This is a genomic window from Gracilimonas halophila (genome assembly GCF_042684365.1).
Lineage (GTDB): Bacteria > Bacteroidota > Rhodothermia > Balneolales > Balneolaceae > Gracilimonas > Gracilimonas halophila.
This window is the reverse complement of record NZ_JBHULI010000001.1, coordinates 27408-50732: the sequence shown is the minus strand read 5'-3', so window position 1 is coordinate 50732 and position 23325 is coordinate 27408. Positions and strand designations below refer to the sequence as shown.

At 40.8% G+C, this 23325-nt stretch carries 22 protein-coding genes; 13 read left to right on the top strand and 9 right to left on the bottom strand.

Translation table 11 applies throughout. The features are described from left to right. Positions 1-216 precede the first annotated feature (216 nt). Entirely contained in the window at positions 217-963 is a 747-nt protein-coding gene (locus ACFSVN_RS00255) for a biotin--[acetyl-CoA-carboxylase] ligase (protein ID WP_390296850.1), read from the top strand. Positions 964-1036: 73 nt separating this feature from the next. Here ACFSVN_RS00255 and ACFSVN_RS00250 read toward each other — a convergent pair whose 3' ends face one another. Further along, a complete protein-coding gene (locus tag ACFSVN_RS00250; RefSeq protein WP_390296847.1) occupies positions 1037-2263 on the bottom strand; it encodes an aminotransferase class I/II-fold pyridoxal phosphate-dependent enzyme in 1227 nt (408 codons plus the stop codon). A 165-nt stretch (positions 2264-2428) separates the two neighbouring features. Beyond that, positions 2429-3820, bottom strand: a complete 1392-nt coding sequence (locus ACFSVN_RS00245; protein ID WP_390296844.1) for a choice-of-anchor B family protein — start codon at positions 3818-3820, stop codon at positions 2429-2431. Between the two features lie 171 nt (positions 3821-3991). Between ACFSVN_RS00245 and ACFSVN_RS00240 the strand changes: the two genes are divergently transcribed. Continuing rightward, the gene (locus tag ACFSVN_RS00240) at positions 3992-4516 is read left to right on the top strand and encodes a TIGR03546 family protein (protein ID WP_390296840.1); all 525 of its coding nucleotides are present in this window, start codon (positions 3992-3994) and stop codon (positions 4514-4516) included. Between the two features lie 4 nt (positions 4517-4520). Then, a complete protein-coding gene (locus ACFSVN_RS00235; protein ID WP_390296837.1) occupies positions 4521-6368 on the top strand; it encodes a TIGR03545 family protein in 1848 nt (615 codons plus the stop codon). Positions 6369-6376: 8 nt separating this feature from the next. Here the strand turns inward: ACFSVN_RS00235 and ACFSVN_RS00230 are convergent, their stop codons facing one another. After that, positions 6377-8383, bottom strand: a complete 2007-nt coding sequence (locus ACFSVN_RS00230) for an endonuclease (protein WP_390296834.1) — start codon at positions 8381-8383, stop codon at positions 6377-6379. 262 nt (positions 8384-8645) lie between these two features. Here ACFSVN_RS00230 and ACFSVN_RS00225 point away from each other — a divergent pair, with 262 nt between their 5' ends. Further along, positions 8646-10118: a histidine kinase dimerization/phosphoacceptor domain -containing protein gene (locus ACFSVN_RS00225; RefSeq protein WP_390296831.1), complete on the top strand. Its 1473-nt coding sequence runs from the start codon at positions 8646-8648 to the stop codon at positions 10116-10118. A gap of 57 nt (positions 10119-10175) precedes the next feature. On the opposite strand, the gene ACFSVN_RS00220 is transcribed toward ACFSVN_RS00225, so the two are convergent. After that, positions 10176-10847, bottom strand: a complete 672-nt coding sequence (locus ACFSVN_RS00220; protein ID WP_390296828.1) for an alpha/beta hydrolase — start codon at positions 10845-10847, stop codon at positions 10176-10178. A gap of 82 nt (positions 10848-10929) precedes the next feature. Continuing rightward, positions 10930-11871, bottom strand: a complete 942-nt coding sequence (locus ACFSVN_RS00215; RefSeq protein WP_390296825.1) for a VOC family protein — start codon at positions 11869-11871, stop codon at positions 10930-10932. A 244-nt stretch (positions 11872-12115) separates the two neighbouring features. Here ACFSVN_RS00215 and ACFSVN_RS00210 point away from each other — a divergent pair, with 244 nt between their 5' ends. Next, the gene (locus ACFSVN_RS00210; protein ID WP_390296822.1) at positions 12116-13351 is read left to right on the top strand and encodes a M48 family metallopeptidase; all 1236 of its coding nucleotides are present in this window, start codon (positions 12116-12118) and stop codon (positions 13349-13351) included. Here ACFSVN_RS00210 and ACFSVN_RS00205 read toward each other — a convergent pair. Continuing rightward, positions 13348-14643 (bottom strand): sensor histidine kinase, encoded by a 1296-nt coding sequence (locus ACFSVN_RS00205; protein WP_390296818.1) that lies wholly within the window; start codon positions 14641-14643, stop codon positions 13348-13350. The genes ACFSVN_RS00210 and ACFSVN_RS00205 overlap by 4 nt on opposite strands. A 202-nt stretch (positions 14644-14845) precedes the next feature. Here ACFSVN_RS00205 and ACFSVN_RS00200 point away from each other — a divergent pair, with 202 nt between their 5' ends. Beyond that, complete coding sequence (locus ACFSVN_RS00200) at positions 14846-15979, top strand: trans-sulfuration enzyme family protein (RefSeq protein WP_390296815.1); 1134 nt, start codon at positions 14846-14848, stop codon at positions 15977-15979. Between the two features lie 80 nt (positions 15980-16059). Beyond that, a complete protein-coding gene (locus ACFSVN_RS00195; RefSeq protein WP_390296812.1) occupies positions 16060-16575 on the top strand; it encodes a thioredoxin family protein in 516 nt (171 codons plus the stop codon). A 213-nt stretch (positions 16576-16788) separates the two neighbouring features. Here the strand turns inward: ACFSVN_RS00195 and ACFSVN_RS00190 are convergent, their stop codons facing one another. The 3 genes from ACFSVN_RS00190 to ACFSVN_RS00180 are packed head-to-tail and all read right to left on the bottom strand — an operon-like array spanning position 16789 to position 18139. Further along, a complete protein-coding gene (locus ACFSVN_RS00190; protein WP_390296809.1) occupies positions 16789-17358 on the bottom strand; it encodes a TIGR04283 family arsenosugar biosynthesis glycosyltransferase in 570 nt (189 codons plus the stop codon). A gap of 11 nt (positions 17359-17369) precedes the next feature. Further along, positions 17370-17864 (bottom strand): DUF3047 domain-containing protein, encoded by a 495-nt coding sequence (locus ACFSVN_RS00185; RefSeq protein WP_390296805.1) that lies wholly within the window; start codon positions 17862-17864, stop codon positions 17370-17372. 29 nt (positions 17865-17893) lie between these two features. Continuing rightward, positions 17894-18139 (bottom strand): hypothetical protein, encoded by a 246-nt coding sequence (locus tag ACFSVN_RS00180; protein ID WP_390296802.1) that lies wholly within the window; start codon positions 18137-18139, stop codon positions 17894-17896. A gap of 135 nt (positions 18140-18274) precedes the next feature. On the opposite strand from ACFSVN_RS00180, the gene ACFSVN_RS00175 reads away from it, so the two are divergent. From ACFSVN_RS00175 to ACFSVN_RS00150, 6 genes are all read left to right on the top strand, one after another. After that, positions 18275-19072 (top strand): DUF547 domain-containing protein, encoded by a 798-nt coding sequence (locus ACFSVN_RS00175; protein ID WP_390296799.1) that lies wholly within the window; start codon positions 18275-18277, stop codon positions 19070-19072. 379 nt (positions 19073-19451) lie between these two features. Continuing rightward, the gene (locus tag ACFSVN_RS00170) at positions 19452-20099 is read left to right on the top strand and encodes an RNA polymerase sigma factor (RefSeq protein WP_390296796.1); all 648 of its coding nucleotides are present in this window, start codon (positions 19452-19454) and stop codon (positions 20097-20099) included. A gap of 44 nt (positions 20100-20143) precedes the next feature. Next, complete coding sequence (locus ACFSVN_RS00165; RefSeq protein ID WP_390296793.1) at positions 20144-20392, top strand: anti-sigma factor family protein; 249 nt, start codon at positions 20144-20146, stop codon at positions 20390-20392. A 7-nt stretch (positions 20393-20399) separates the two neighbouring features. Further along, positions 20400-21158 carry an alpha/beta hydrolase family protein gene (locus tag ACFSVN_RS00160; RefSeq protein ID WP_390296790.1) on the top strand — a complete coding sequence of 253 codons (759 nt, stop codon included), beginning with the start codon at positions 20400-20402 and terminating at the stop codon, positions 21156-21158. 284 nt (positions 21159-21442) lie between these two features. Beyond that, positions 21443-22000 (top strand): carboxymuconolactone decarboxylase family protein, encoded by a 558-nt coding sequence (locus tag ACFSVN_RS00155; protein ID WP_390296787.1) that lies wholly within the window; start codon positions 21443-21445, stop codon positions 21998-22000. A 229-nt stretch (positions 22001-22229) separates the two neighbouring features. After that, positions 22230-23318, top strand: coding sequence for a DUF3179 domain-containing protein (locus ACFSVN_RS00150; RefSeq protein ID WP_390296784.1), 1089 nt, complete (start codon positions 22230-22232; stop codon positions 23316-23318). Positions 23319-23325 lie beyond the last annotated feature (7 nt).

Here is a 23325-nt window from a genome sequence, read left to right as displayed (position 1 = left end):
TGTTGGCAGGATTAATAAGAGAAAAGTGTTGGTATTTAATCCCGGTAATGGGGCAGGTTGGGAGAATTGAGTAAGAATTCACAGAAAAAGTAGTTTAGGTAGTCGGAATTATTTCAAGGAACATTGATAAGATTATTATACTTTTAATGACGTCTGAAACTGACAGTAACAACGCAATCACATATTTTGTTTGATAAAGAGCTTTTTGAAAAGCATTTGGCTACATCCTGGCTAGGACGTAGCTTTTATTTTTTTGAGGAATTGCCATCAACTAATTCTTATGCTAAGAAAATAAAAGACATGGGATCTTTGCATGGTGCTGTGGTCTTAACGGACCATCAGACCGGAGGTCGTGGTCAATATGACCGGAAATGGCACACTTCAGCAGGTGAGAACCTGACGTTCAGTTTGATCTTTGAGCCTCAAAAAGCTGAACGCTTTAGTTTGCTGACCCTGGCGTGTGCACTTTCGATCACGGAAGTGATCAATGAAATGTGCGGCATCCCTGCAGTTCTGAAATGGCCAAATGACATTCTGCATGATGGTAAAAAACTGAGCGGCATCCTCACAGAGACCTTATTTCTGGGGAATCATCTTGAACGCGTGGTGGTGGGTATTGGATTGAATGTTTATCAGACAGAATTTGAAGGGAATCTTTCTGACCAAGCGTCTTCATTAAAACTTGAAGCCAAGGCCGATTGTCCAAGAGAAGAATTGTTGGCTAACATCCTCCAAAAAATTGAATATAGATATCGCCTTTGGAATCAGCATAATGCTAAGTTGGTAAAAGAGATAAATAAAGTAATGATCGGGTTTGGAGAATGGAAGAGCCTAAAAGTAAACGGGGAGAATCTTCAGGGGAAGTATAAATTTCTGGGTGTGAACGAAGCCGGCGAACTCTTGGCTTTAAACAAGGATCTGGATTTAAAGACTTTCGCTTACGAACAAGTAAGAGTTGTATGATCGTATTAGAAACATAAAAAAGCCCGTCTGGTTTTAATCAAACGGGCTTTTAAAAATCTAACTAAGCGTTTGTTTATGCACTTAGTTTCTCGGCTGCCTCGAAAACGTAATCTTTGATCGCTTCGAAGGCCTTTAATGTTTTTTCGATGTGAGCATCTTTATGAGCTGCAGTTGGAATCAGGCGAATCAAAACAGTGCCTTTTGGTACTACCGGGTAGGCAACACCACTCACAAATACACCGTGCTCTTCACGTAGTTTGCGCATGATATCCTGGCAAAGATCTGTGCTTCCCTTTGTTAAAACCGGAGTTACAGGACTTTCTGATGGAAGAACGGTATAACCGATTTCACGCAATCCTTCACGAAGTTTTAGTGTGTTATTCCAAAGTTGCTCACGCCATTCAGGGTGCTCACTGATCATCTTCAATCGCTTGCGGGCTGTAACAACCATAGGAAGCGGAAGTGATTTTGCAAAAACCTGACTTCTGGAGTTGGCTTTCAAAAATTCAATTACACGCGGTTCAGAAGCAATAAAAGCTCCAATAAGAGCAAATGATTTTGCAAAAGTACCAAAGTAAATATCAATGCCATCCTGAACACCAAGATGAGTTCCGGTTCCGGATCCGTCTTTACCCATGGTTCCGATTCCGTGAGCATCATCAACCAATAAACGGAAAGGAACTTCTTTTTTCAGTTCGATGATCTCCTTAAGAATACCAAGGTCGCCGGTCATTCCGAAAACACCTTCAGTTACAACAAGAATGGAAGAATTATCTTTTTTCTTCTTAGCTGCACGATACAGCTGCTTCTTGAAACTTTCGATATCATTGTGCTTGAATACGGATTTATCGGCCATGGAAAGCTGTTTTCCATCTACAATACAAGCATGGCTGAGTTCATCATAGATCAGGAAATCATTACGGTCAACTAAGGCATGAATGGTACTCATGATTCCCTGATATCCGTAATTCAGCAATTGTGCAGATTCCTTATGAACAAAAGCTGCCAGTTCTTCTTCCAGTTTCTCATGTTCGGTAGAGTTACCTGTCATCAGACGGGCACCCATTGGGGCACTTAAGCTGTATTGTGCTGTGGCAGCAGTATCTGTTTTTTTAATTTCTTCGTTACTGCCTATGCCGAGATAATCATTGATACTCCAAACGACCATGTCTTTGCCGTTGAATTTCATTTCCGGCCCTAAAGGTCCTTCTAATTTTGGGAAGGTATAGTACCCATACCCTTCAGATGTGAATGGGCCGAGCGGACTTGGGCGGCCTTCAAGCTTGTCAAATAAATCCATAAACTTGTGCTGAGATTTCGCTTAATTTTAGATTGGAAAAGGGTGAAAAAGCCCTTCGTAAAACGTGTCAAAGGTACACAAATATGCTCTCAACTCAAAAGTTCGACTGTTAATGTTTAAGGGATTAACGATTCGGTAATATTGAAACGGAATTAGTAGAAGGTCTTATTCCAGTTCAGGCTTAACTATGAATAATCCGGATTCAATATCACTTAATATAACAAGGCCGCTTTTGAAAAATGGATAGTTACTCCATGTTCCGTTAAAGTTTGCAGCATCTGTATTAGGCTGGGTATCAAAATAAGCTACCCGTTCGATGCTTGCAGCAGCTACGTCTGTAATGTCCAAAATCTGTAGCCCTGCATTGTAATTGGACTGATAAACATAATTACCCTTAATGAACAAATTGTGGTCGATGGAAGATGTTGAATGCTCATAGTATCCAAGAAACTCAGGAGCTTCCAGGTCTTGCACATCCCAGATGTACGTTTTGGTACCACGCCCCAGGTTGCGTTCATCCAACTCATCGTTCATCAAAAAATAGGATTGGTCTTCAGTCAGCCAACCCTGATGGGAGTATTGCATATCAGCTTGTCTGTTAAAGCCTATTGTGGTTGGGTTTTGCTTATCAGAGACATCTGTAATTACTATATTTCCTTCAGCAGAATTGAAGCAAACCTCTTTTCCCTGGTGCTCACTGTCAGGACCGTTATAGTTCACACATTGGGCATCATGGATATATCCCGGTGCGATACGATAGTATCCGGGGGTGTCATCGATATAACACCCCGCAAATTCCGGGTTTCGGGGGTTGGTGAGATCGATCATGTGAAGTCCTGACTCACTATTGCTGCCACACATATCAGCCTGAGTCACACCGGTAGCAAATGCAAAGCCTGACTCTTCATTGATAACAATATTGTGAGCCGAAGCCAGGCGGTCATAAAGAAAGTCATGCTGGAGATTGAGTATCTCACCTGAGTAATTTCTGAGTTTAGTTAAGTCTAACACCTGCATGCCATGTGGCTGATTATCGCTTACTATATAGGCGTGATCCTCATAAACTTTTACGTCTCTCCAGGAAGAACCTTCAGTAATCGATTTTGAGCGCTGGGTTTGCCCTAATCCCAAATTACAGGCAGGATATTGACCTTTAGCTATTGTTTTATATTTGGCAATAAGATTGGATTCGGGAAGCCTGCCAACTACTACAGGGTTAATAGGGTCAGAAATATCTACAAATGACATCCCATTTGTAAGCCCAACTAATGCGTATTCTTTTTCAGTTTCTGGATCGGTCCAGCCCCAAATATCGTTTAAGAAAACACCTGATGATTGGCCGCTTAACTGGGGTATGGAAACCTGAGCATAAAAATTCACATTTTCACATGGAAAGCCGTTTGCAAAACCATCATCACATAAAAAAGGTGCTTCCTGAAGTGTGGATCCGAGATCAACGGGTTGCCTTGAATCATCCTCGGAGTTATTCAAATTACAGGATACTGCGCCTCCTAAAAACAGGACAAAAATAATTCCAAAAATGAGTTTGTTACGCATTATAAGCATGAGGTGAAGATTGTATCAGCCAATATAGCATAAAGAACAGATTTTTAAAACTGAAAGTATACGGAAGTAATATAGATCTGACTTTCATTCCTTGTAATGACAGGAAATTGGAGTTAATTTGAGTTAAATTATTTATGAATTGATCACTAAAGGAGAGAATATATGTTCTTGATTATGAAGTATTTTGCCAAACTGCTCAAGGCGTTGGCATCAGAAGCTTCACCCGGACAAATAGCCGGAGGTATTATTTTGGGAATGATCATCGGACTTACCCCTGTGTTTTCACTGCACAACCTTTTTATTGTGATATTGATATTGGTACTGAAGGTACACATTGGTATGGCGTTACTCTCCTTTATGGTTTTCAGTGGGGTTGCTTACCTGGCTGATCCGATTTTTCACAGTTTTGGGGTTTGGTTGCTGGAACTTGAAAGCATGCAGCAAACGTGGACAAATATGTACAATAACGATTGGTGGGCACTTACAAAATTCTTCAATACCGTAGTGATCGGAAGCTTTGTGACTGCAATAATTCTATGCTTTCCGGCCTTTCCATTGGTGAAGTATGGGGTTGTTCAGTATAGAAGACACATTCATGCAAAAGTACAAAAGTGGAAGCTCGTACAGGCTTTTAAATCCACGAAATTTTATTCGATCTATCAAACTGTAAGCAGAGTAAGAGGGTAAGGCTATGAGAATTGGAGGAATTATAACGGTTTTAGTATTGATAGGAATTGGGTTTGCAGCCGCTTTCTTAATTACGGATGAATGGGTTGAGAGTAAGATCGAGTATCAAGCCAGTGTATTAAATGAAGCCAAAGTTGAACTCGATGGATTTGAATTTAGTCTTCTTAATCTGCATCTGAAATGGGATCGGCTTCAGGTTGCTAATAGAAATAACACTATGGAAAACACTTTTGAAACAGGAGAAACAGAGTTCAGTATGCAATTCTGGCCTTTGATCTTAGGTAACAAAGTGATCGTCGACAATGTACGGCTTACCGGTTTTGAACTTGAGACGGAACGTGAAACGGACGGTTATTTTGAGGTCCCTGAAGAGGAGGAAGATACAGAGCCGGGATTCCTGTACTCTGTGGTAAATCAAGTTAGTAATGAAGCTCAAAAAAATGCTGAGGTAAAATTTACAGATGTTCGTGACGATCTGAATGTTGACAGCCTGATGGCTAAGGTGAACATCCAAACACCTGAGAAAGTAGATTCTCTTAGAAACGGTATTCAGCGCACTTATACCAAATGGGACAGTACCTTCAATAATACCCCCATCGAAAAAGAAATTACGATCGCCAGAAATACGGTGGAAGCAATTAAGATAAATGAGATCAAAGACCCCAAAAAAGCTATTGAAGCTATTGAGAATGTACAAAAACTCAGAAAGCAAGTAGATTCTCTTAAGACCAAAGCTGAAAATCTGAAAAATGATTTTGAGCAGGATTATGGAAGTACCCGTTATAATATCGGCCAGATAGATAACTGGATCAGGGAAGACTATCAACGGGCATTGAATGTTGCCAAACTTCCGGATCTTGATGTTCAGAACATCGGTACGGCATTATTTGGGCAGAATTTATTAGGTGATTACGCGGCTTATTTGGAATATGTAGCATTGGCAAGAGAGTATGGAAGCCGCCTTGCTGGTGATGAAGAAGGGAAAGAGAACATCCCAAGATATGAAGGACTTGACTACGAATTTTCCGATAAATATGAATGGCCGGGTTTCTGGTTCAAGAATATAGAACTATCAGGGCGAACAAAATCGGATATAGGGATTCAAGGATCAGTTACAAATATTAGCGGTAGTCAGATTAAGACCGGAGAACCTGTGATCTTTAGCCTTTCGGGAGAAGACGAGAATCAGGTTTCCTTAAGCCTCAGTGGTGAATTCAATTATTTGGAAGAGGCACCAAGAGAAAGTTTTAATTTTAACTATGCAGGCTTTACTCTTTCTGAAGCACGACTTTCAGGTTCCGATTTGCTGCCTTATGAATTGAAATCAGGTAAAGGCGAGTTAAACCTCAATTTAAATATTGTGGACAGAAGGATTGACAGCCGCATTGATTATTTAGCTAAGGGTATCAGTTTTGATTTTGAGGCTGCAGGTGCACCAAAAAATCGTGTTGAATCACTGATCAGGAATGCGATAGCTGGTGCTGATAATATTGATGTTACGGCATTGGTTGATAATACCGAAGGCCCGCTTCGGGTTCGTGTACGCTCTAATGTAGATGATCTTTTTATGAATGCACTACGCCAGACAGTAAGCCAGGAAGTGGAAAATGCCAAGCGAAAGATCGAGGCTGAAGTTCAGAAGCAAGTGGAAGGAAGAAAAGAGCTGCTGGCTGAATTTAAGCAGGAGAAAGAGGCTGAAATCCGAGAGCGCTACAAAGAGCTTCAGGCAAAAGTAGATGAACAGGTGAAACGCATAGAAGAGAAACGCAAAGAGCTTGAAAAGAAAAAGAAAGAGCTTGAAGAAGAACTAAAGAATAAGATCAAAGACCGAATTGGGATCGATTTTCAATAACAATTAAGCTATTTCGTCAATACCATTTTGCGAGCATAGGTTTGCGTATCAATCTGTAACTGATATACGTAAATGCCACTAGAAAGTCCGCTACCTTCAAAAGTAACATTGTAGCTGCCGGCTCTTTGTAATTTACTGTCTACCAAAGAAGCCACTTCCCGCCCAAGAATATCAAACACCTTCAACCGGACGTCACTGTTTTCAGCAAGCTGATATTTGATGACAGTAGTTGGATTGAAAGGATTTGGATAATTTTGTTCAAGGGTAAAACGATCGGCTATTTCCGGATTCTCTTCATTGGAGGAAGCCAGATCAATAGACTGATTGGTATTCACTTCTCCCTTGGTATGGGATTCCACAAGTTCCCAGCTAAAATCAAGGTATGATCTTCCATTACCCATTAGAGAAAGAGAGCTTCCGGCAGGGGTGCTGCTGTTACTTTGTGTAATGCCGATATCCGTACTGTTGAGATTTTGAGCGGGGCCTTTCACTGCTGTGAATGTCCCTCCATATGATAAGAACTGAACGATCTCGCCACTAATGTCCAGGCTCATTCCATCAGGATCCCCATTCTGGATCCCATTTACTGGCAGATCAACATAATAGAAGGAAATGCCTTGTGTAGTACTTCCCCTTTTAAAATCATTACCAGAATATGAACTATAAACTGTTCCTCCATTTCCATTATACAATGACAGTGTAACAGCGTTGAGGTCCGGGAATTCAGCATCCACTCCGATCTCAATAAACTCTCCCTGATCGGTGCCTGTATTTTCATAATGAAATTCATTCACCCACACATCATCAGGGCGGTCACCGTCGTCATCCTGCAGAGTTACAGTTAAGGTTTCAGGACTTCCGATGCCCGCATTTTCAGGGCCTTGAACATTTTGAAGATCGAACACGATCGATTCTTCCGTTTCTTGTATATCGTCATCAAGAGTAGTGAGTGTGAAATATTGACGTTCAAGAGAACCTGCCGGGAAAGTTATGGTCTTGGTAGAAAAGGACTGATAGTCTTCGTTTGCTGTGGCTGATTCCCCTGAAATTACGACATCTACAAAAGTTTCGAGGTCAGGGTCAGGATTTGATATTGAAACCTGAATTTCAAGTTCTCCATGTGCTTCTCCAATGGTAAGAGCAGAAGCTGTAAACTGAACATTGGTCTGCCCTATTTGACCTTCAAAATATGCTCTTTCCACAAGGGTAGGGTCAATAACAAACGGATTTACTTTGCCATCCTGAAACTCAGCAATGGCACAAGTTCGCTCATATTCACGTTGAGAGACTACATCGAGCCCATTCCAGGAGCGGAGGAATTCTTTCTGGACTTCGAAGAAAAAGGGATCGGCTTCATCCGCCTGTGTTTTATACATGGTATAGAAATAGAACATACTTCGGGCAATGTCCCCTTCTACACTTTCACGCGGCTCCCAGCTTCCGGAATAGCTTGAATTTGGATGGCTGTTTCGCTTTTCACTGTATTGGTCAATGGAGTCAGCAACGGGTGTTGAAAACTGTGTCTGGTATCGCCACCATCCATCTGTTTGTTGATCAGGAATTTCATAGTAGGGGTGATTGCTTCGAGAGCTGTTAGCACTTTCATAGGCCGGGTAGAGGTGGTGCATATCGGAATGAGCATTGGTTCCCTCGACGGCGCCTTTGCTTTGTGGCCAGCTGTGTTCAGCATTGATGCCTACATCAACGGCCTGTAAGCGCGGGTTATCACCTGAGGGGTCAATTGCTGCTTTATATCCTGTGTAGATACCTTCTACAATTCCATTCTTGTTATCAATGGTACCATATAACTGTTCTCTTGCCGAATTATAATTTAATACAGTTACAGATTTATATTCTGCTACCAAAGTGTCGATAAGTTCTTGTCCCGATAGTTCGGGAAAGATCTCGGTGCCTTGTGCAGGACAACTTTGCGCAGAGACTGCTGCCGGGTAAAAAAGAACGAGCACAAAAAAAGTGAGCACTGTTCGTTCTAACAGTGTGGAAGAAATTGCCATGCCTTCTAAAATTCAATGATTTTTTTGAGAAGTGGTCGGCTCAATTTACGGTTGTGCCGGCGGAGGCTTCCCTATCCTTATTGCTGGGAATTAAACTATAATTACCTCCAAATATACTGCTTTTTAAATGTTAAGATGTAAGGATTTGAAAAGGTAAGATTCTGGATAAACACACTGACCAATATTGGTATTAAATAATACTTCTTTATAACAGCTTTTAATAAGTTAGAATGAATGATCGTCTGCCTTTAAAAAACACATAATGAAGAATAGAAATGTTGAACAACTAAACAAACATGCGATCAGTATATCGGTATCAGTGATTCTGTTGATCGGATGTCTTTCCTCCTGGCCAGTTTTGGGACAAAGTGATCCAAAAGTATACAGTGTCTCGGAAGCACTGGCTGATGCTGATGGCGATGGCAGCATAGACTTATTAGGCCAAAAGGTGAAAATTAGTGGCAGAGCCACAGTAGATAATTTGGTATTTAACGAACAGCGGTTGTCGGTATACATTCAGGATGAGGTAGCCGGTATTCAGGTTTTTAGCGGAACTTTGGAAGCTGATATTCAGGAGGGAGACAGTTTGATCGTGGAAGGAACTATTCAACTGTATTATGACAAACCGGAGATCATCACAGATACTGTTGTTGTAGTTGATAGCCCCGCCTTGGTACCTGCTCCCAAATCATTGAATACGGTTATTAACGATCCGGAAAAATATTTGGGTATGCTTACGAAGGGTATTGGAGTAGTCTCTCAAAAGAACGCAAGTTCGGGTTATAGAGGATTGAAGATCTCGGTAGGGGATTCGGCAGAGCAAATCATAGAAGTGTACATCTCTCAATCGCATGCTTATAAAGATGAATTTAACCTGGAATTATTAAGCATTGGGGATGAGATTGAAATAACCGGGGTAGTCGGAAAGTTTGTATTTCAAACGCGCGATATGATTATAAATCATATTATGCCCAGAACACCTGACGATATAAAAACAAAGGGATTTCCTGGTAAGTATTTTAAGTATCTGATTTGGGGAGGAGTGCTATCTCTGTTTTTCGTAGTGGGCTGGATATTTGTTTTAAGGAAAGAAGTGAGATCTCGAACCAAAGAACTATCGCAGGCACTGGAAGAAAAAGAAATTCTGATGCAGGAAATTCATCACCGTGTTAAAAATAATCTCGCAAAGATATCAGCACTTCTGGATCTGCAGATAGCTGCGGCCGATCATCCTGCTGTAGAAGAAAGCCTGGCGAATAGTAAAAGCCGTATCAATTCCATGGCACTAATACACGATAAGTTATATCAAACACAAAAGTATCGTTATGTACGGCTGGATACGTATCTGAAAGACCTGGTAACCACTATCTATGATACGTTCTTACATGAATCGGAACACGTTGAAGTAAATTTCGACTTGGAACCCGTAGAATTCTCTGTGGATAAAACGGTGGTTTGTGGACTAATGATAAATGAACTGATCGTGAATGCGTATAAGTACGCTTTTGGTGAAAACGAATTCGGAAAACTTACGATCGGGCTAAAAAAGAAAGCTGGAAGTATAATTCTCACAGTTTCAGATAATGGTCCGGGATTGCCGCAAGATTTTGAAATTCTTGTTGGTAAAGGCTTGGGTTCTGTATTGATAAAGAGCTTTGCTGAACAACTTGAGGCGGAAATGAAGGTAGATTCTTCTGAAAAAGGAACAACGTTCACATTTGTATTAAAAGAGTAAAAGGTGAATTAAATGATAACTGCTAAATGTTAAATGGAGGGTATTCAACATTTGGCATTAAGAATTTAGCATTTCCCGAATATGCTTGATCTCGTCTTCGTTCACAAGATGCCCCATACCCGGGTAGAGTTTCTTGGTGACATCTGCATTTAGCTTCATAAAAACTTCTTCAGATTCGTTTACCCGCTCTTTGGGAATATGAGGATCAACATCACTGCAACCCATAAAGATGGGGGTCTTTAGCAGGTCGCCTTCATAATCATCCGGATGAACGGCATCTCCAACACCGATCATGCCACCACTTAAAGCGATCAAGCCTCCATATTTTGCAGGGTGGCGCGCAACAAATTCAGAGGCTAAACAAGCTCCTTGCGAAAACCCGAGAAAATAGATGTTCTCTTCTGAGAACCCATTTTTCTTAAGATCCTGGACGATATCGTAGATCTTTTGGAGCCCGGATGAAAGTCCCGGCTGGTTTTGTTCGGAAGGTGCCATGAAAGAATTAGGATACCATGTGTTTCCACTGGCTTGTGGAGCTCTTAACGTGAGTTTCCTGTCAGTGTTGAATTCACCGGCAAGTTGAATGATACTTGGTGCTGTTGCTCCACGACCGTGTATCATGACCATTGCAGCATCAGCTTCGGATACCGATGCACCACTCTCAGCTATTGGTGTGGATTGATGAGGGCCGTTGAAATTAGTGTCGTCAGTTACTCGAAATAAACTCATTGGATTCGTTTTGTTACTCTTTTTCAATTTATGATAACCGGCAGGTACGTATTGCAATGCGTGCCTGCCGATTCAGGTTTGTTCAGGCTTTGGTAGCTACGCTAATTTCAGGCAGCATCTGTTCAATTCGATCTCGTTTGGACTCCAGCCATGGTGGCAGGATCAGCTTCTCACCAAGGTGCTCGAATTCCTCGTCTACGGTATACCCGGGATCATCTGAAGCCATTTCAAAAAGCACGCCTGCAGGTATTCTGTAATACACGGAGTTAAACCAGTGCCGGTCAATAATTTGGGTTGGGCCCAATCCCTTTTTACCTACTTTCTGACGGAGCTGATCCAGCTCCTCTTTATTCTCAGCCCGGTAAGCAATATGGTGAACGATGCCGCGACCGTTTTTGCCGTATTCGGATGTTTCAGCCTTCTCGATAATTACATAACGTCCTATTGGAGCATCGGTTTGATAAAGTGTCTTATTACTATTAGAGTCAGCTTCTTCAAACCCAAATAATTCACCGAGCAACATCTCTGTATGTTCTTTTTCGGTGAGTAACATTCGTGCTCCCCAGAATCCTTGAATGGTATGCTCTGCAGGGACGATATAGTTCACATTATCAACTTCAGGCTTAGCTTTGCCTTCAAACACGATATCAAGTTCCAGTCCGTCAGGATCTTCGAAACGCAAAGCTTTTCGTCCAAACACGTCGACAACCTCATAGCTGATATCATTTTCGCTGAGTCGGATCTCCCAGTAATCTTCAGAACCTTTCGGCACCTGAAGGCCCACATTCACAACTTCTCCAACACCCGCTTCACCTTTTTGGGCATTCGGCCATGGAAAGAATGTCAGGCTGGAACCGGGTTCGGCTGCTTGATTTCCATAAAACAGATGATATGTTCCGGGATCATCCTGATTTACCGACTTCTTGACCAGCCGCATTCCTAATTTTTCGGTATAAAATTCTGCATTTCGTTGGGCATCACCGGCTAAAACCGTGATGTGATGAATTCCTTTATGATGTTTCATGATCTTAGGATTTATTTGCTTTGATTATATAGCCCTAATATACGATTTATAATTTAATAGTTTAACATTAAACTAATTTGTTTCATTTATAAGGCTGATAGGCAGAAAGGAGGGATTCGAACTTTTTAAAAAAGTAAGACTTAGGAGAAAAGATTGTTCATAATGTGAAAGCCGGAATACCCCAATTTGATCGCAAACTTTGTACCTTTGTATCTAAAAATAAAGCCATTCATAAAATAGAAGCATGAACATCTACGCCATCATTATACTGGCAACCATTGCCATTGATTTTATACTTGATCTTACCTCCAATTTCCTGAACCTGAAATCTCTTTCTAAAAAACTGCCTGATGAATTCGAAGAGGTGTATGATGAAGAAACATACGCCAAATCTCAGGAATACACGAAAGTACGCACTAAGTTTGGGTTTCTGACCGGTGGTTTTGATCTGGCCGTGGTGCTTGGTTTCTGGTTTTCAGGAGGATTTAACTGGCTGGATGAAATTGTGAGAGCCTGGGGATACGGTGAATTGGTAACCGGGTTACTTTATATAGGAATTTTGATTATCGCGAAGACGATTGTCAACCTTCCGTTCAGTATTTATTCCACTTTTGTGATCGAAGAGCGGTTTGGATTCAATAAAACCACTGCAAAGACTTTTGTGCTGGATCTAGTAAAAGGTTTGGGGCTGAGTCTTCTTATCGGAACTCCTTTGTTGGCAGGAATCCTGTGGTTTTTCATGTATGCCGGAGATCTCGCCTGGCTATATGCCTGGGGGGCTGTCACAGCTTTTACACTAATTATGCAGTATGTGGCTCCAACCTGGATCATGCCATTGTTCAATAAATTCACCCCGTTGGAAGAAGGAGAGCTGCGAACTGCTATCGAGGATTATACCGAGAAAGTGGACTTTCCTCTTCAGGGATTATTTGTGATCGACGGTTCCAAGCGATCCAGTAAATCGAATGCATTCTTTACGGGCTTTGGCAAGAATAAACGAGTGGCACTTTATGATACTTTGATCGAAAATCATACCAATGATGAACTGGTGGCAGTATTGGCACATGAGATCGGTCACTACAAGAAAAAGCATATCATAAAAGGGATGGTGATGAGTATTTTGCAGACCGGGGTTATGTTCTTTTTACTTTCCATTTTTTTGAATGCGGAAGGATTGTTCGAGGCTTTTTATATGGAGAATATGTCGGTGTATGCCGGACTCATTTTCTTTGGGATGTTGTATGCCCCTATCGATATGATACTTTCGGTTTTCATGCAAATTCTATCCCGAAAACATGAATTTGAAGCGGATACTTTTGCAGCCGAAACAACAGGTGAGCCGGAAGACATGGTCTCCACACTGAAAAAACTTTCTAAAGATAACCTCTCGAATTTAACGCCACATTGGTTTTATGTATGGCTGAATTATTCACACCCGCCGGTATTGGAGAGAATTCGTTCTATCAGATGCGAAGGTTAGCCTCCACTGCTTCCCGGTGAATCCGACATTTCAAACTCGATCTCAAATATTGCACCGGAATTTGACACTCTTGACTCATATTTATAATTAGCATCAAGCTGTAAAGCAAGGGTTCTTATCAATTCCATCCCAAGAGAGTTTTCATTCTTATTATCATAGTCTTCCGGAAATCCAGGACCATTGTCTATAACCTGAAGGCGAAGGTTACCGTCCCCGCTTTCAAGATTTAGACTAATAACGCCTTCATCACCTTGTTCAAAGGCATGTTTGATAGAATTTGTAAGAACTTCATTTACGATCAAGGAACAAGGGATAGCCTGATTAATATTGAGTAAAATAGGCTCAAGATTAAATTCTGTAACGATATTTCTCCCATCGTCAAGGGTCTCTAATATAGTATTAACGAGGTTCTTAAGTCCTGTATCAAAAGCCATATTTGAAAAACTATGGGATTGATACAGCTGCTCGTGAATACCGGCCATCGATTTTATACGCAGTGTACTGTCCATTAATTTCTTACGAATCTGATCATTCGTTTCTTTGTAGGATTGCAGTTGGAGCATCCCCGATACTACGGCAAGATTATTCTTCACCCTATGATGGATCTCAGCTAAAAGGGTTTCTTTTTCACTCAAAGAGCTTTCCAGCTCGTTTTGGTGTAATAGTAATTTACTTTCCAGTTCGCGTTGTTCAATGATCGTATTCTGAAGGCCGCTAAAAAGCATTGGCATGAAAATTACAGCCATGGTACTGAGAAGGATGGAATTTCCGGAGATCAAAAACCAGGAAATTACTTGAAAGCTGTCTCTAAGAGGATAGTCGACGAATCCATTAAAGATCAGTATTGCATGAATGCAGCATAGTCCAAAGTTAATTACTACGGTGATGATGCCGGCATTTACTGGAAGTATAAGTAACGCAAAAACCGTAACTCCAAAAAGGTAGGTGAGCCCGGCTCCATGCTTCCCCATAAAGAAAATGAGTGAAATGGCAACGAGATATAGTAACGCCAGGAAAAAGTATTTCCTGAATTTTATAAGCATTCTCCTGTAAAGAGCAATAAAAAGAATAGTTACAGCAAAAATAGCGTAAGCGACCGCTAACCCTAACAGGTTCATGAAATAGGTCATGATAATAGAAGGAATCAATAATATCATGGCCAGGAGCGGCAGATATAAAATGATGGTATAAAAAAGTTTATTGCGCCAAAAGTCGAGCCCGTCTGACTGAGAAAATTCCCCAATACAATTTTTATAGACTCTCGATTTGTACAGTTTCCAGAGTTTTGTCATTTCTATCAGAAATAAATGCTTAAAGGGTGAAGAGTAATGTTCACCTAAATAAAACTACAAAGAGCGATAAGCAAACTTTAAAATTTATATAGCTTATCGGCAAGGATTGTAATTACCAAAGGATCGGTGATACTTGTAATAACAAATAAGCAAGTATAGTTCAAAATTTCCTTATTTTAGGCGAAATCAATGTGGACATATTATGAAAAGAAAAAATATAGAAACGATCGCCATACACGGAAGTATGAAAACCAGCTCCATGGAAAACGACACTATTGTTCCGGGGATAGAAGTGTCTACTATTTATGAACATCGTAATGGGGGGCATAAGGAAGGGGATGACAAGTATATTCGTCTTTCAAATCCTAATCGAGACCAGCTTGAAAATGTGATCAAGGAATTAGAAGGAGGTGACTCCTGTGCTGTTTTTTCTTCAGGAATGGCAGCTATTTCATCCGTATTTCAGACTTTGGAATCGGGTGCTCATGTATTGGTGGCTGATGATGTGTATTTTGGAACACGGAAGCTGATGTGGGAATTTGGTGACAAATGGAATCTGGAAGTAGATTTCATAGATATGACCGACCTTGATAAGGTAGACTCATCCATGAAAGAGAATACCAAACTTGTTTGGCTTGAAACACCCTCTAATCCCAGATTGTTAATTACTGATGTAAAAGCAGTAAGCAAGCTGGCTAAAGGAAAGGGAGCTCTGGTAGCTGTAGATAACACCTGGCCCACTCCATATAATATGAGACCCCTGGAAATGGGAGCAGATGTCTCAGTGCATTCCACTACTAAGTACCTCGGTGGTCATAGTGATATTTTGGGTGGAGCTGTTATTACTAAAGAAGATGGGGAGCTGTTTGAAAAGATCAGGCTTATACAACGTGTACAAGGAGCTGTTCCATCCCCAAGAGATTGTTGGTTGCTGAGCAGAAGCATTCGTTCTTTCCCATATCGTATGCGGGCTCATAACGAGAATGCACGAAAAGTGGCTAATTTTTTAAGTAAGCATCCTAAAGTTCAAGTCATCTATTATCCGGGATTGGACTCTCACCCCGGTCATGAAATTGCAAAAGAGCAAATGGATGATTTTGGCGGGATGATCTCTTTCTTAATCGAAGGCGGATCGAAAGAAGCCATTGAAATTGTTTCGAGATCAAAGATGATAAAAGCAGCCACAAGTTTGGGCGGTATCGAGAGTATCTGGGAACATCGGAAATCATCGGAAGGAGATGAATCTCCCACCCCTGATAATTTGATCCGCTTAAGTGTTGGACTTGAACATCCGGATGACATCATCGAAGATCTTGAACAAGCATTAGGCAATTAGCTTTTGGGAAGTATTGATAATAATACTTTGACCTCTTGAGTTAGTAATCAGAATAAGTAATCAATCATTTAAAACTTAGCATGCAATTTTTATCGAAAATAGGTGCGGGAATCCTACTCCTTACATTAAGTATTTCATTTACCGGCTTTGCACAGAATTCTAATAATACAGCAAAGGATAAAATTCCATTCAACTGGAAATCAATGGAGGAGGCCCGGGAGCTGGCGCAGCAAGATGGGAAAAAGGTACTCATCTATGCGAATGCAGTTTGGTGTACCTATTGCAAGAAGCAGGAAAAGGAAGTTTTTAGTCAACAAAATGTACAGGAGCTTACCAATGAGCACTTTTATACGGTATGGCTCGATATTGAATCGGAAGAAAAATTGATCTTTCGTGGAGAAGAAGTCTCCCAAAGGGATTTTGCCCGGGCGATGAGAATAACAGGAACCCCTACTTTTATCTTTCTGGATTCGGAAGGAGAGATCATTGCAGGACAACCCGGATTTATTCCTGAAGACCTATACCTGCAGATACTTCGGTTTGTAGGAACGAATGCGTATTTAGATCAGTCTTTTGAAGAGTTTGCTGAGTTGTAAAGGGAAAAGACGATCAAGCCTTTTTCCATGAGTTTATGGAACAACTTGCTTGATTAGTTCGTCTGAATGTTATCAGAATTTGATGGCTCTCAAAATTTAGTGCCGCTTATAAGTTGCTGACAAGCGTGAACCATAACGTCTTGTGATATCCCAATCCAAAACATGGTAAAAATGATCAGGTTGATCAAGTTCACTTTCAGATAACTGTTTTCTTCATACTTTCGGGGAGACGATCACATCTTTGGGCAAAATTTTAAATGCCCCTCGTTCTCTAAGCCGACGTATCATGTCAAAATCTTCCATGATGGCGTAATTCTTAAATCCGCCCAGCTCCTCAAAAACGGTCTTTTTAATAAATAAGGTTTGATCACCACCTCTGCACATTAATCGGTCGAAGCGGGTAAACCAGGCGTTGATCTTTAAAAGAGGATGGTCCGAGTTGAAAGTGAAGCGATAACAACCTGATTCCGTACCGTCTTGAATGGAGTTTACAATATCCGAAGCATAGGTTTCCGGAGGGATGGAATCGGCATGAACAAAATACAGGATCTCCCCTTTGGCTATTTGTGCTCCAAAATTCATTTGAGTTGCCCTCCCTTTCTGTGGGGAGATGAAGCAGTTGAACCCGGCTTCTTTTACTTTTAGAACCGTATCATCAGAACTTTGGCCATCTACTACTAAAATATCAGCCACAGAATCATTTGCATACTTCTTGAGATATCGCAGCAAACCTAAAATACCATCCGCTTCATTGTAGGTAGGAATAATGATACTGATATTCATACGTGATTTATTTATTCCTTAGAAAGGGTGATCGCGCCAAACCAGGCCTTAGTAGATTCTTCAGTATTATCAGAGTCGGTCATGATAGTGATCCCGGTAATTTGCCGTGGGTCTTCTCCAAATGCTTCCCGGTAGTCTTCTACAATATTTCGTTTTAGGGAAGTCCATTCTTCGGCTTCTTCATTTCCGGAGTTCACTACAATATATTGCACCCAATTTGTAAAAGGACTCTCCGTGATCGTTCCAATATCTTCCTTGCTGGCCCATACATAATTTAAGGAACGAAGGGGAATATCAAAGGAAGTGAAAGCTTTATACGCCCGATATTTCAACTTTTGTCCAAAAGGAAGTTCGCTTACCGGGTAGTCGAAAGTAACGTAGATACGGGCAACAAAGTCATCACCGCTTTTCTTAGTCAGATCTCCCGATTCAAGTACTTTCTCGATCTTCCATTCCCACTCAAGATAGCTGAATTCAAATGGATCGGCTCTTAGAGGTGTTGTCACACTTGATATAGCCTGATCACTTGTTGCTTTTATGACCGGCGTTCCATCTTTCTTTCGCGTTCATAAACAGCTTCTTTTTTCCTGCCAAAAGGTTCATGGCGAAGAATTCGGGCATTTTCATCATTAGGATCAAAATCAGCAGGATCCAGCACAAACTGATCGGTGCTGTCAGCATTCAGAAGTATCGGTTCCTGCGATAAACATGTATCCGGAATAAGCTGAAAGAACAGTAGCAATAAAAGTAGTTTTAGTAATTGCGCTGATAAATATTTCATGAGAATCCATCCTATTTCATGTTTACTACGTATATACCTTATGATTGGATGGTTGGAGATGAAAAAACTTACGAATCAGCATGTAAGATACACCGGCTTTGTCCCGTCCAACTATAAATTCGATACATTACTAACATGATATTAATAATTTTATTTGGATTGATAATACATTTTGGAGTCCCAAATTCAGATGTACAGGTGAAACAGGATTCTTTTGATAAAGTGAGCTACACTGAACTTTCTATGGAGTTGGTAAGAGCAGTTCGGGATGGGGATGAGGTTGAACCCATTACTCAAAGACTGGCTTCTGTTTCAGAGGATGAGCTATATAACGACCTGGAAACAGAAGCTGAGAAAAAAGCATTCAGGCTGAATATTTACAACGCTTATGTGCAAATTCTGCTGCTGGAAGATCCCGAGCTTTTTGAAGACCGTAACAGTTGGTTTGGGTACAATTTCTTTACCTCACCTCAAGTGGTGATTGCAGGGAAAGAGTTGAGCTTTGATGATATCGAACACGGAATTATGCGTCGTTCCAAGATCAAACTTTCTCTGGGGTACCTGGATCAATGGTTTGTGGATGATTTTGTAAAACGCTTTTGGTGGAATGAAGTTGATCCCCGGATCCACTTTGCACTCAATTGTGGAGCGGCAAGTTGTCCCTTCATCGCCGTTTTTGATCCGGATAGGGTGGATGAACAGCTTGATATCACTACTAAGAATTATCTTGAACAGACTACGGATTACTATCCGGAAGAAAATGAAGTGGAAGTAAATAAGCTCATGAGCTGGTTCAGGGCCGATTTTGGAGGACCTTCAGGTGCTATTCAAATGCTCAAGGAGTACGATATTATCCCTGAAAATGTAGATCCATCCATTTCATATAAGGAATATGACTGGACATTGGAACTTGGAAATTATCAGGATATCTGATCCTAAATTAAACTGTTAATAAACCATATCAGCCTGGAAGTTGTATGCTAAGAATAAGCATGGGCTGCATCATTTAACTGAAATGAAATAACGGGCCAGAGCAAGTTAACCATGAATCAGCTTCTTTTTGAGTAATAAGAGTGGGATCGTCAATGGACGGAATCCCATCTTTTGGCGGTCCACCGGATTTAAATTCATTAAGATGAATACTCTTTTCTGTGAAATTAGTATCCCATCCCCTAAATTGTTGTCTGGCTGTAGAGGAAGTGCTTCAAACCATAAATAGCAGTAAAGAATTAACGGAAGCATGGTGTGTTTCAAAATACAAGTTCCCATGGTATTTATTATTAAGTAAAATTTAACCTGAAACTATTTTTAAATGCTTAACTGGTTTAAAAGACGTGGTAAGAGCTCGCGGTCTTACTCAAATGAAGAATGGATCGAAAGTTTGAGCCCACCCCCCGATGAAGTTGCTATCGAGGCTCTCAGAAATCATTTGGTAATTGGATTACGAAGCTCGCTATATAAATATGTGAAGAGAGACCTTAATGATTTTGTAGAAGACATTACACAGGATTCTGTTCTCAAGATCCTGGATAAGCTTGAAACCTTCAGGGGAGAGAGTAAGTTCACAACATGGGCTATGAAGGTGGCCGTGAGGGAGGGGTATTCTGAACTGCGCAAAAAACGGTATAAAGATATTTCTCTGGAACAGTACAGTAGTTACGATCCGGATGAAAAACAAGCAGTGGAAATTGAACATGAACAGGCGGGGCCGGATCAGGTTACTCACGAGTCGATGCTCGTGCAAAAGGTCATGAAGATCATGGAAGAGGAACTTACCGATAATCAGCAAAAGGTGTTACAGCATCTTATGATCGATCAGATCCCAATGACCGTAGTTGCCGAAATGATGGACAGTAATCGGAATGCGATCTATAAGTTAGTGCATGATGCGCGACTGAAATTGAAAAATCGACTAGAGATCGAAGGAATAGATCCGGAGGAAATTTTACTGGAAATGTAAGAAGTATAAAACTTGAAGCATCTAACCAGAGATTGAATAACAATATGATGAAATTGAACACAGACGTATTGAAAATGTTGATCAGTAAATTGCCAGCAACTCACGAAGGAGAGATCGGTTGCGATGAATGTTTTGATGAATTGCATGAATTTGCTGAGATGGAATTGAAAGGAAAATCCCCGGAGCAAGCTATGCCACTGGTAAAGGAGCATCTTGATAATTGCGGTGAATGCCGGCAAGAATATCAGGCTTTACTTGAAGCTTTGAAGGCACTGAATTTCCCTAATAATTAAGAGAGTAATGAACAGCAGAAAAATTGAATTTCCGGGTAGTCAAGGTGCGAAACTATCCGCCCGAATTGATGAACCCGATAATGGAGTTACAAAAGGAGCAGTCCTTTTTGCTCACTGTTTTACCTGCAGTAAGAACTTAAAGGCACTAGGTGAGATCAGTCGGACACTTTCGGAGGAGGGGATGGGCGTTTTTCGATTTGATTTTACAGGTCTTGGTGAAAGTGAAGGCGATTTTTCAGATACCAATTTCTCATCCAATATTGAAGATCTTATAGCTGCTGCAAACTATATGGAAAAAGAATGGGAAAGCCCGCGAATGCTCATCGGTCATTCATTGGGCGGGGCTGCTGTACTTCAAGCTGCTCATAAAATTACATCTGTTGAAGCTGTCACAACCATAGCGGCACCGTGCAGTCCCGATCATGTAACCCACTTATTACTTGATAAGAAAGAAGAAATCGAAGCAAATGGTAAAGCAAGAGTGCGGCTTGCCGGTCGTGACTTTACCATAAAGAAACAGTTTCTGGATGATCTGAAAGAGCAGAATATGAATCGTATCATCGAGGGTTTGGATAAACCCCTTCTGATCTTTCACTCCCCGATTGACCAAACTGTTGGAATTGAAAATGCAGCTCACATCTATAAATTAGCCAGGCACCCCAAAAGCTTTATATCTCTGGATGATGCAGATCACCTGCTGTCTAATCTCGACGATGCCGCCTATGTAGGTTCCGTTGCCGCTGCCTGGGTGAAGAGGTACTTCTAGTCTATCAGCGAAACACCGCGCCTAACTCTGCGAAACTCTGCGTTAAACTAAAACTCTAGATCCGCTCCTTTCCCTGTACATGCCTCTTTCTTTCTCGCAGAGGTACGGGGATGTATCGCTGAGTTGCGCAGAGTTTAAGTTCGTTGAGAGATAGGAAAACTCTATATAGTCAATAAGTCTTATATGTGGAGGAATCAAGTAATACATCCTTGTTACGCTGCATCAATATGGTGTAGTATTTAAAACTAAGTTGAACAATTATTATTAAAACAAAGACTAACGATATGGACTTTACTATTTATAACGCTGAAAACGCACCGGAAAAAGCAAAACCATTTTTAAAAGGAGCAAAAGAAAAATTCGGTTTCGTGCCAAATTTATTAGGTGAATTCGCTGAAGCACCTGCCGTGCTTGAGGGCTATTTGAAACTGGATGAGATCGTGGGGCAAACAAGTTTTTCGCCAAAAGAACAACAATTGGCAATATTGGCAGTGAGTATTGAAAACCAGTGCCATTACTGCTCAGCTATTCACTCAACAATTCTCAAAAACCAGTTGGATACAGATGAAGCTGTTGTAAACGCTGTAAAAAACGGAGATCCTGTACCGGATGCGAAGTTGAATGCTTTGGTTAAATACGTTAGAACTGCTGTAGAGCAGCGAGGCCATGTTGAAGCATCTGAACTTCAGGCATTTATAGATGCCGGCTACACTAAACAAAATATGTTGGAAATAAACCTGATAATTGCACTGAAAACGATCAGTAATTACACAAATCATATTGCAGGTACACCTCTTGATGAGGCTTTCCAATCTGAAGCAGTAGAGTTTGAAATGACGTAAATATCAACTCCATGCTTTTTAATGGTAAAACCCGGTTGTAGAATCAATCGGGTTTTTTTATTACCCTGAAAATAATTCAGTTATTTAATAGAGGGGAATGAAGGTCTCCGATTTGTAAAAAGTAAGAATACTTAAAGTAAAATCGTCTTTAATGTAGTAAGTCTAGCAATGTAAATGATGTAATGTTCAAAAAGTCTTAACGGAAAGGTTATTATTTAGCTAATCAACTATGAAATCTATTTCATTTTCTCTTATTATTTTTTTCACGTTAAGTGTTGTTTCTTGCGATAAGGTAACAGACTCCGATCCCGAGACTGAATTTGAAGGGCAAGACTGTAGTGGTGGAAATTGGCTTATCCCTTGTCAGCAAGTAGTTGATGGTGGGCCGGATCAGGATGGTATACCTTCTATTGATCGTCCAGAATTTAGTTCCGTTTCAGAAACTACATTTTTAGAAGACTGGGAGCTTGTGGTGGGTGTTAAAGTTGGAGATGTTATAAAGGCCTATCCACATGTAATCCTTTATTACCATGAAATTGTTAACGATGAAGTAGGTGGAATTCCCATTGCACTGACTTTTTGTCCACTTACCGGATCAGGTATAGGGTGGGAACGTACCATTAATGGAGAGGTTACTGAATTTGGAGTGTCAGGGTTAATACATAAAAACAACCTAATTCCTTACGATCGCAACACGGGCAGCCGATGGTCACAAATGCTTAATAAAAGTGTAAATGGAGACCTTAAAGGTTTGGACATATCTACTGTGAAGGTTGTTGAAATGACTTGGGGAAGCTGGAAAGAAGCATTTCCAGATTCTGAAGTTTTAAACACAAATACAGGATTCAGTCGCAATTATGATAAGTATCTATACGGTGAAGATTATCCCACTAATAGTTCAAGGATTCTTTTCCCAATCTATCAGGAAGATGAAAGGTTGGATCGAAAGACATTAGTACATGGTATTAATATTGGATTTGTTTCTAAAGTTTATCCAATATCACTCTTTGACTCACAGTTACAAGTCATAAACGATAACTTTGAAGGGGAGAAAATACTTATTGTGGGGAGCTCCGAGATGAAAGTGGCCGTTTCTTTTTTCAGAACGCTTTCGGACGGTACAGAACTTGAGTTCGAACCCGTGAGTGAAGATTTACCTGTAATTGCGGAAGATCAGGAAGGCAATCAATGGAATATTTTTGGGGAAGCGGTGAGTGGCCCACGCAAAGGAGAGAAACTAAACCATACCGGTGGTTACAATGCTTATTGGTTTGCCTGGGCTGATTTCTTCAACTTTCCTGAGATAAACAGATTTTAGTATAAAG